Raw genomic sequence first — 9,292 nt, forward strand, 5'->3', positions numbered from 1 at the left:
GTGACGGCCTTCCTCACGTACACCGCGCTGGGCCTGGTGCTCGGCGCGGTGTACGCCATCGCGGCGTCGGGCCTGGTCCTGACCTACAACACCTCCGGCATCTTCAACTTCGCCCACGGCGCGCAGGCCATGATCGGCGCGTTCACCTACTACCAGCTCGACGTGCAGTGGGACCTTCCCGCCTGGCTCGCCCTGGCCGTCGTCCTGGGCGTGCTCGGCCCCGCGATGGGCCTGCTGCAGCACGCCCTCATCATGCGCGGGCTGCGCGACACCGAGCAGATCACGCGGATCGTGGTGACGGTCGCCGTCATGCTCGGCCTCGTCGCACTGGCGCAGTGGCTGTGGGATCCCCAGGAGGCGCGGGTCCCCGGGATGTTCTTCGGGGTCGACAGCACGGTCACCGTCTTCGGCGTCGTGCTCCGCTACCACGAGGTGATCTGCCTGGTCGTCGCGGCCGTCCTGGCCGTGGGCCTGCGCGCGCTGTTCGTCCGGGCACGGCTCGGGGTGCTGATGCGGGCGACCGTCGACGACCCCGACCTGCTGAGCCTGGCCGGGCACGACCCCGACCGGGTGTCGGCCCGCGCGTGGGCGCTCGGGTCCACCCTCGCCGTACTGGCCGGCGTCCTCATCACGCCGGTCATCGGGGGCCCGCTGGAGGCGAACGCGCTCACCCTGCTGGTCGTGGACGCGTTCGCGGCGGCGCTCTTCGGCAGGCTGCGGAGCATCCCGCTCACCTTCCTCGGGGCGGTGGTGCTCGGGCTCATGAGCAGCTACCTCGTCGCCTACGCGCCGACCGACTGGACATGGGTGAGCAACCTGCGCCAGTCGCTCGCCATGGTCGTCCTGTTCGCGGTCCTGCTCGTGCTGAGGCACGACCGGCTCCGCGGCGTCGCGACCCGCTCGCGGGAGCGCTACGAGGTGCCGACGGTCCGCCGCGCGGTGCTGTGGGGCGGGGTGTTCGTCCTCGCCGTCCTGGCGTTCCGCCAGATCATCGATCCGTCGTCGGTGGGGCTGCTGCAGCTCGGCATCGCCTTCGCCGTCATCGCGCTCTCGCAGACCCTGCTCACCGGCTACGCGGGAGAGCTGAACCTCGCGCCGCTGGCGTTCGCCGCCATCGCCACCATCGTCGCCTTCCACGCGGGGGTCCAGGGTGAGGGAGCCGACACGAGGCTGAGCATCGGCGGCCTGGTCGCGGGGGTCGCCGCGGCGGCCGTGACAGGGGCGCTCGTCGCGGTTCCGGCGCTGCGGCTGCGCGGGCTCTACCTGGCGCTCGCGACGCTGGCCTTCGGTGTGTTCGTCTCCGCCATGCTCCTGCGCGACATCCAGGAGCACACCCTCTTCGGCCGGACGTTCACGATCTTCCCGAACGGCAACCTGCTGTTCCCGCGCCTCGCCGTCGGGCCGGTGGACCTCGCGGACGACGACGTCTTCCTCCCCGTCTCCGCAGCCGTGTTCGCGGTGCTCGGGGTCGGGCTGGTGGCGCTGCGCAACAGCGGCTACGGCCGCCGCCTCGCCGCGATGAAGGACAGCCCGGCGGCCTCCGCGATGCTCGGCCAGCGGCTCCTGTGGCTGAAGCTGTCGGTCTTCGCCGTCTCGACCGCGATCGCCGGTCTCGGCGGCATCCTCATGGCCATGGCCCTGGGCTCCGTCACGAAGGAGCACTTCATCCTCATGCTGAGCCTGTCGCTGGTGATGCTCGCCGTCGTCAGCGGCATCGGCTACGTCAGCGGCGCCCTCCTCGGCGGGATGGTCGTCGGCGCGGGGATGACGGCGCTGGTGACGCTGGTGAGCGACGCCGCGACCGCGAACCCCGAGTTCGACGGGACGCTCGGGCTCCTCGCCCAGCTCGTGCCGGTGAGCGCCGCGCTCGCCGGGATCGGGGTCGCGCGCAACCCCAGCGGCGTCCTCCACGACGTCTTCGCGGCCCATCGCCGGCTCGCGAAAGCGCCCGAGATCCGGTACGGCGGCATCGCCGTGCAATGCGCCCTCTACGCGCTGGCCTGGTCCGGCGTTCTGGGGACGGCGTCGTTCCTCGTCCTCAGCGCGGTCCTGTGGCTCGCCCTGCCGCGGATCGGGGCGGCGCTGCGCCCGCAGGTCGCTCCGGGCGGCGGGCCCGCGCGGGCCGAGGTTCCGGAGCTGATCGGCATCGGCGCGGACTACCCCGCCGGCCTCGCGAACCGGCTGGACGAGCAGCTCGGCATCAACGCCCTGCGCGACAAGGAGAGGGTGCCCCATGCCCGTGCTTGAGACCCGGGGCGTCACCGTCCGGTTCGGTGGGAACACCGCGCTCCTGGACGTCGGCCTCACCGTCGAGCCCGGCCGGGTGACGGGCCTCATCGGCCCCAACGGGGCGGGCAAGACCACCATGTTCAACTGCATCACCGGCATGCAGCCGGTGGCGTCCGGAAGCATCCTGTTCGAGGGCGAGGACATCACCGGCCTCGGGCCCGGCCGCCGCGCGCGGATGGGAATGGCGCGCACGTTTCAGCGGCTGGAGCTGTTCCTGTCGCTCAGCGTCCGCGACAACGTCCGGGTCGCCGGGGACATCGTCCGCGCGAACACCCGCCGGCGGATCGACGTCGAGGCGGAGACCGACCGGGTCCTGGAGCTCGCCGGACTCGCCGACATCGCGGACGAGAACGTCGCCGCCATCCCGACCGGCCGCGCACGGGTCGTCGAGGTGGCCCGCGCGTTGATGACCCGGCCGAGGCTCCTGCTGCTCGACGAGCCCGCGTCGGGGCAGACCGAGCACGAGAGCGAGCGGTTCGCCGAGCTGCTGCGCGGGCTAGCCGGCGACGGCATCGCCGTGTGCCTGGTCGAGCACGACCTGCCGCTGGTGATGTCCCTCTGCTCCACCGTCCACGTGCTCGACCACGGGACGCTCATCGCCTCCGGGACCGCCGCGGAGGTGCGCCGGTCGCCCGAGGTCATCGCCGCCTACATCGGAACGGAGACGGTCGCATGACGATCCCGGACCCCGTCGTCGAACTGCGCGGCGTCCACGCGGCCTACGGCGACATCCAGGTTCTGCACGGCATCGATCTCGCCGTGCCGGCCGGAGCGGTGGTCGCCCTCCTCGGACCGAACGGCGCCGGCAAGACGACCACCATGAAGATCGTCAGCGGGCTCATGCGCCCCGCCTCGGGCACCCTGCACTTCTCGGGGCGCGACATCACCGGGATCACGGCCGCCGAGGCCGCGGGGCTCGGCGTGTGCTCGATCCCGGAGGGACGGGGCGTCTTCGCCAACCTGACCGTCCGCGAGAACCTCTGGGTCGCCGCAGGCCGGCACACCTCCCTCGACGCCATGGAGGAGGTGGCCTACGCGCGCTTCCCCCGCCTCGGGGAGCGCCGCGACCAGCTCGCGGGTTCCCTTTCGGGCGGCGAGCAGCAGATGCTCTCGCTCTCCCGGGCGCTCGGGAGGGATCCCGCCGTGCTCCTGCTGGACGAGCTCTCCATGGGGCTCGCCCCGCTCGTGGTCAGCGAGATGTACGAGGTGGTCGCGGGACTCGCGGCGGACGGCGTCTCGATCCTGCTGGCCGAGCAGTTCGCCCGCGTCGTCCTGCCGCTCGCGGACCTGGCCGTCCTGATGGTGAACGGGCGCGCCGTCCGCACCGGCCCCCCGGCCGAGATCGAAGCCGAACTTTCCACCACGTACCTGGGAGGATGAGATGACCACCGACACCCGCCGCGCCGAGTTCCACGAAGCCGTCGCGGCACACCGGCTCAAGACCGGCTCAGCGAGGTCCGACCGGCCGTTGCGCGTCGCCGGCGTCCTGCTGATGCTCATCGGGGTCGCCGGCGCGTTCGTCGCCTACAACGCCTCGCTCTCGCAGGACGACCTGCGCGACATCGCGTCGAGCCAGGTCCTCGCGACGGCCTTCGCCGCGGTCTCGATCGCCGGGGCCGGCCTGTACATCGCGGCGGCCCTCGCCCAGGTGCTCCGCATCTGGCTCCTCCGGCAGCTCATCGAGGGCCAGGCGCGCACAGACCAGCTCGCCGAGGCGCTGCGCCCGGTCGAGCGTACGGAGGCGGCCGACGCGCGGTCGTGAGCGCGGATCCGGCCGTGCCCGCCGCTCATCGTCCCGGGCGGCGGGCACGGCCGGACCGTCACATGTGGATGGAACCGGCGGTGAGGCCGCCGTCCGCGAGGAACTCTCCGCCGGTGCAGAAGCTGGACTCCTCGCTCGCCAGGTACACCATGAGGGTCGAGATCTCCTCGGGCCGCGCCAGCCGGGTGAGGGTGCTCTGGGCGCGGTCGATGTCGGCCACGCCCTGCTCGGCGGCCATCCCGGCGATCATCGGGGTCATGACCGCGCCCGGGTGCACCGAGTTCACCCGCACCCCGTGCTCGGCCAGCTCCAGTGCGGCGGACTTGGTCAGGCCGCGCAGGCCGTACTTGGACGCGGTGTAGCCGTGCATCCCCGCCACCCCCTGCATGCCGGCCGCCGAGGACACATTGATCACCGACGAGGGCCGGGCGGCGACCAGGGCGTCGCGGGCGGCGGACAGGCCGAGGAACGCACCGGTGAGGTTGACGTCGAGGATCCGGCGCCACTGCTGCTCGGTGTAGGCGCCCAGCGGTCCCCCGTCGAGGATGCCGGCGTTGTTCACCAGCACGTTCAGCATGCCGAAGCGTTCAACGGCCGCCTCCACGGCCACCGCCCAGTCAGGGGAGCTCGTCACGTCCAAGTGGACGTAGATCGCGTTCTCGCCCAGTGTCTCGGCCAGCTCGGCGCCCTTGCCGTCGTCGATGTCGCCCAGCACGACGCGCGCGCCCTCCGCGGTGAAGGCCCGCGCGTGAGCGGCGCCCATGCCGGAGGCCGCACCGCTGATCAGTGCCACCCGGCCGGAAAGGCGTCCGTTCGCCATCGTGTCTCCTTCCGGGCTCAGGCAAGCACGCAGCGGGTGCCGCTGAAGATGGTCGGCATGCACTTGTTGCAGTGGATGCACAGCGACCGGGTACCGGGCTCGGCCTGCATGCGGTTGAGCAGGTCCGGCTCGCGCAGCAGGGCACGGGCCATCGCCACGAACTCGAAGCCCTCGGCCATCGCCAGGTCCATGGTCTCCCGCCGGCTGACGCCGCCCAGCAGGATCAGCGGCATCTTCACGGCCGCGCGGAACTGGCGGGCGCTCTCCAGCAGGTAGGCCTCCTGGTAGGGGTAGCTGCGGATGAACTTCCCGCCCACCAGCTGGACGCCCAGCTTCACCGGCTGGGGCATGGCGGCGGCGAACTCCCGCAGCGGCGCCTCGCCCCGGAACAGGTACATGGGGTTGAGCAGGGAGCTGCCGGCGGTCAGTTCCAGCGCGTCCAGGCCGCCGTCCTGCTCCAGCCACTGCGCCACCCGCAGGCTCTCGTCCAGCCAGAAGCCGCCGGGTACGCCGTCGTCCATGTTCAGCTTGGCCAGAATTGCGATGCGGTCCCCGACCGCGTCGCGGACGGCGCGGGCGATGCCGCGCACGACCTTGGCGCGGTTCTCCAGCGAACCGCCGTACTCGTCCCCGCGCTTGTTGATCTTCGGGCTGAGGAACGCGCTGGACAGGTAGTTGTGCCCGAAGTGGATCTCCACGGCGTCGAACCCGGCCTCGATCGCCAGCAGCGCGGCGTCGGCGTGCGCCTTGGTGATCCGCTCGATGTCGGCCTTGCTCGCCGCGCGGAGCATCTGGAGCGCCTGCGGGTTGAAGGCGCGGGACGGGCCGAGCGCGGGCAGCCCGTTGGACTTGCCGTTGGCGACCGGACCCGCGTGCCCGATCTGCGCGGAGACCGCGGCGCCCTCGGCGTGTACGGCGTCGGTGAGGCGGCGCAGGCCGGGCAGCGCCTCGGGCCGCATCCAGATCTGGTCGCGCTCGGTGCGGCCTTCGGGGGACACGGCGCAGTAGGCGACCGTGGTCATGCCGACTCCCCCGGCGGCGTGGCGGCGGTGGAACGCGATGAGCTCGTCGCCGACCAGCGCGTTCTTCGTCATGCCTTCGAAGGTGGCGGCCTTGATGATGCGGTTGCGCAGTTCGACCGGGCCGAGCCTGGCGGGTGCGAACACGTCCGGGGCGGTCATGTGCTCTCCAAGGATCAGAGGGTCATGGGCGTGGGGTAGGCGTCGGGGCGCATGGCCGCGTCGGTGCCGCCGTCGACGTACAGGATGGAGCCGGTGCTGTAGCGCGCCTCGGGCTTGAGGAACTGGTCCACCCAGAAGGCGATGTCCTCCGGCTCGCCGAAGACGCCCAGCGGCATCGGGGTGGGGAAGGAGTCGGCGTCCAGGTCCTCGGGCTTGCCGGTCGAGCCGAGCATGAGCGGGGTGAGCACCGCGCCGGGGGCGATCGCGTTCAGCGTCACGCCCTTGCGCGCCCACTCGGGGGTGACCGCGGTGCGGCGCACCCAGCGCGCGATCGCCAGCTTGGACGAGGCATAGGCGGTGATCGACGGCACGATCTGCGTGATCTCCGCCGGCATGGCCGCCTGCTGCTCGACCGCCCGCGCCCGGGCGCCTTGCTCATCACCGGACAGCGAGAGATCCACCAGAGCGTCGTCCACCAGCGGGACGGTGGACGCCGAGTTGGAGCCGATCACCACGGCCCGTCCCGCGCCCGAGCGCTCCAGCGCGGGCCGCAGCGCCTCCAGCAGCGCCACCGGGCCGAAGTAGTTGATCGACATAACGGCGGCGGGGTCCTGCATGTCCGGGCCGACGCCGGCGATCGCCGCGACGCCGTCCAGCGTGCCCCCGCTCGCCCGCAGGATCGCGTCGGCCGCCTCGGCCCGGCCTTCGGCGGTGCCGAGATCGGCGGTCACCTGCGCTTCGCGCAGATCCACCCCGATCACGGTGTGTCCCGCCGCGGCCAGCCGGGCGGCGGTGGCCGCGCCCATGCCCGAAGCCGAACCCGTGACGGCGAAGGTCGCCATCGTCCACCTCCTTGTATCCGCCGGCTCTCAGGCCGGAGCCAATCAGCTTCCAATCACTGATTGAACAATGATGGCGCATGGTGTGGTGAAATGGCCAGATGCCCGAGGAGACCGCTTCGACCAGGGACCGCCTGCTGGCCGCGGCCGAGCGGCTTTTCGCCGACGGGGACCCCGACAAGGTCTCCCTCCGCCTGATCAACGCCGAGGCCGGCCTGAATCCCGGTGCGGTGCACTACCACTTCGGGTCGCGGGAGGGCCTCATCACCGCCCTGCTGGAGCGCGAACTCGTCCCCGTCTGGGCCGACCGCCTGGCGCCGATCGCCGATGCCTCGGAACGGCTCGGCGAGGAGTCTCCGCTTCCGGTCGCCGACCTCGTCGCGGCGATCGTCGAGCCGTTCGATGAGCTGATCCGCACCGACAAGGGGCGGATGCTCTGCCACCTGCTGGCCCGGACCGCCCTCCCCCACGGACGGCTGCCCGTCTCCTCCCCCTGGTTCAGCGCGGCCCCGTTCGAAGCCATGCTCGCCCGCGCCATGCCCGAACTGCCGGTCCGGGAGGTCTCCGAACGCTGGCGCCTGGCCTTCACCCTCCTTCTGGAGATCTACGGCCGCGCCGCCACCGGCCGGCCCCCGGTCTCGTCCGAGACCCTGATCTCCTTCGTCACCGCCGGGCTGACCGCGCCCGCCCGCTGAGCCGCCCGCCTTCGACTGGCGGACGCGCATCACTGGTGGGCGCCGCCGTCGACGCGTATCTCCGTACCGGTGATGAAGGCGCCGTCGTCCGAGGCCACCATCGCGACCACGCCGGCGATGTCCTCCGGTGCCCCGAACCCCTCCTTGATCGCCGGATTGAGCTTGAGGAAGAGGTTCCAGTCGACGTCCTCGGGCACCAGCGAGGCGATGTTGTTCGTGATGCCGCTGCTGATCCCGCCGGGCATGATGTTGACGGCGCGCAGTCCCCGCTTGGAGTACTCCTGGGCGATGGAGTGGGTGAACGACAGGATGCCGCCCTTGCTCGCGGAGTAGGCCGCCATGAACGGATGGCCGAACTGGGCCGCGGTGGAACTGAAGTTCACCACCACGCCCCTGCCGGACTCCAGCAGCGCCGGCAGCGCGGCGCGGGTCATCAGGAAGGTGCCGGTCAAGTTGACGCCGATCACCCGGTTCCACAACTCCAGCCCGCACTCATGGGTGTGCGCCCCGCGCAGGATTCCGGCGGTGTTGACCAGGACGTCCAGTCCGCCGAGCCCGTCGACCGCGGCGGCCACGCCCGCGTTCACGGCCGCCTCGTCGGAGACGTCGATCACCTCGGCGACCAGCCGCTCCCCGCCTCCGGCGGCCGCGGCGCGCTGGACGGTCTCCTCCAGCCCCTCCTTGGCGACGTCCGCGGCCACCACCCGGCCGCCCTCGGCCAGGATCCGCAGGACCACGGCCTGACCGATCCCGGACGCGGCACCCGTCACCAGCACGCGCCGGTCGGCGTAACGCTCCATCTGCCCTCCTCGCCGGGCTCCGAGAGGAGCCGCCCGATGCTCTGGTCCTCGCCGGGCCGGCGGTAGGCCGCCGCGCGAGAATCGACCCCACGGTTCCGTGGACGTGAGCGGGCCGGAAGCCCCGTCTCCCACTCAGCGGAACCCGAACTCAGGCGGCGGCCCCTGCCGTGGTGGGCGGCCGTCGATCGACCCAGCCGGGCGTCCCGGTCTTCAGCTGGGTCGGGCTATGGGGCCGGACCCCAGGATCAGGCCGAGTTGGGTCTCGGAGCCGTGCCGGTGCTGGTCCATGAGCCGGGCCAGCCGGGCGTTGTCCCCGTCGCGCAACGCCTCGATCATCGCCTCGTGCTCGTCGAGCACGGCGCGGCGGCTGTCGGGCGAGAAGAGGTAGACGGCGTGGTACGGGGCGGCCCAGTTCCACAGCCGCTCGATCTCGTCGATGATCAGCTTCCGGTCGTCGAGCTGGAAGATCGCGAAGTGGAAGTCGTGGTTGCGGAGCCGCATCGCCACCAGATCGGACCGTTCGGCGGCGGCGACGACCTCGGCATTGAGGCCGGCGATGACCTGCAGCTGTTCTTGGCTGGGCTTGGGCAGGCCGGCGATGATCTCGTTCTCGAGCAGGTGCCGCATCCGGTAGATCTGGTCGAACTCCGCCTGGCTCAGCCGCGCGACGGTGTAGCCGACGTTGTGCACGTGGCTCATCAGGCCGTCGGCGGTCAGCTGCCGCAGGGCCTCCCGGATGGGGAGGCGGCTCACGCCCAGGCGCTCGGCCATGTGCTCCTGGCGGATCTGCTGGCCGGGCAGCAGCTCGCCCGACATGATCATCTGCCGGAGTTCGGCCACCACGCGTTCGACCGCCTTGGTGCGCCCGCGGGCGGCGGTCTTCTCGGCCGGCACCCTGCCCTCCCC

The 9,292-nt window shown here is 71.9% G+C and carries 10 protein-coding genes; 5 read left to right on the plus strand and 5 right to left on the minus strand.

Features of this window, described 5'->3' with window-relative positions; all coding sequences use genetic code 11:
• From E1200_RS01425 to E1200_RS01440, 4 genes are read left to right on the plus strand one after another with little or no spacing between them, the layout of a single operon-like run.
• On the plus strand, positions 1–2,247 hold the full coding sequence (locus E1200_RS01425) for an ABC transporter permease (RefSeq protein ID WP_131949911.1): 2,247 nt from the start codon (positions 1–3) through the stop codon (positions 2,245–2,247).
• Entirely contained in the window at positions 2,234–2,965 is a 732-nt protein-coding gene (locus E1200_RS01430; protein WP_131949912.1) for an ABC transporter ATP-binding protein, read from the plus strand. The genes E1200_RS01425 and E1200_RS01430 overlap by 14 nt, the downstream gene beginning before the upstream one ends.
• A complete protein-coding gene (locus E1200_RS01435; protein WP_131949913.1) occupies positions 2,962–3,669 on the plus strand; it encodes an ABC transporter ATP-binding protein in 708 nt (235 codons plus the stop codon). The genes E1200_RS01430 and E1200_RS01435 overlap by 4 nt, the downstream gene beginning before the upstream one ends.
• Before the next feature lies 1 nt (position 3,670).
• Complete coding sequence (locus E1200_RS01440) at positions 3,671–4,051, plus strand: hypothetical protein (protein ID WP_131949914.1); 381 nt, start codon at positions 3,671–3,673, stop codon at positions 4,049–4,051.
• Positions 4,052–4,109: 58 nt separating this feature from the next.
• Here E1200_RS01440 and E1200_RS01445 read toward each other — a convergent pair whose 3' ends face one another.
• Genes E1200_RS01445 through E1200_RS01455 form a run of 3 tightly spaced genes read right to left on the minus strand, consistent with a single transcriptional unit; the run spans position 4,110 to position 6,894 of the window.
• The gene (locus E1200_RS01445; RefSeq protein WP_131949915.1) at positions 4,110–4,871 is read right to left on the minus strand and encodes an SDR family oxidoreductase; all 762 of its coding nucleotides are present in this window, start codon (positions 4,869–4,871) and stop codon (positions 4,110–4,112) included.
• 17 nt (positions 4,872–4,888) lie between these two features.
• Positions 4,889–6,052 (minus strand): NADH:flavin oxidoreductase, encoded by a 1,164-nt coding sequence (locus E1200_RS01450; RefSeq protein ID WP_131949916.1) that lies wholly within the window; start codon positions 6,050–6,052, stop codon positions 4,889–4,891.
• A gap of 14 nt (positions 6,053–6,066) precedes the next feature.
• Positions 6,067–6,894: an SDR family oxidoreductase gene (locus tag E1200_RS01455; RefSeq protein WP_131949917.1), complete on the minus strand. Its 828-nt coding sequence runs from the start codon at positions 6,892–6,894 to the stop codon at positions 6,067–6,069.
• A gap of 98 nt (positions 6,895–6,992) precedes the next feature.
• Between E1200_RS01455 and E1200_RS01460 the strand changes: the two genes are divergently transcribed.
• Entirely contained in the window at positions 6,993–7,586 is a 594-nt protein-coding gene (locus E1200_RS01460) for a TetR/AcrR family transcriptional regulator (RefSeq protein WP_131949918.1), read from the plus strand.
• Positions 7,587–7,615: 29 nt separating this feature from the next.
• Here the strand turns inward: E1200_RS01460 and E1200_RS01465 are convergent, their stop codons facing one another.
• Both E1200_RS01465 and E1200_RS01470 read right to left on the minus strand, forming a co-directional pair.
• Positions 7,616–8,386, minus strand: coding sequence for an SDR family oxidoreductase (locus E1200_RS01465; protein ID WP_131949919.1), 771 nt, complete (start codon positions 8,384–8,386; stop codon positions 7,616–7,618).
• Positions 8,387–8,596: 210 nt separating this feature from the next.
• Positions 8,597–9,292, minus strand: a 696-nt coding sequence (locus E1200_RS01470; protein ID WP_207933034.1) for a GntR family transcriptional regulator, incomplete at its 5' end; no start/stop codon positions are given.

It is taken from the genome of Actinomadura sp. GC306 (assembly GCF_004348665.1).
GTDB lineage: Bacteria > Actinomycetota > Actinomycetes > Streptosporangiales > Streptosporangiaceae > Spirillospora.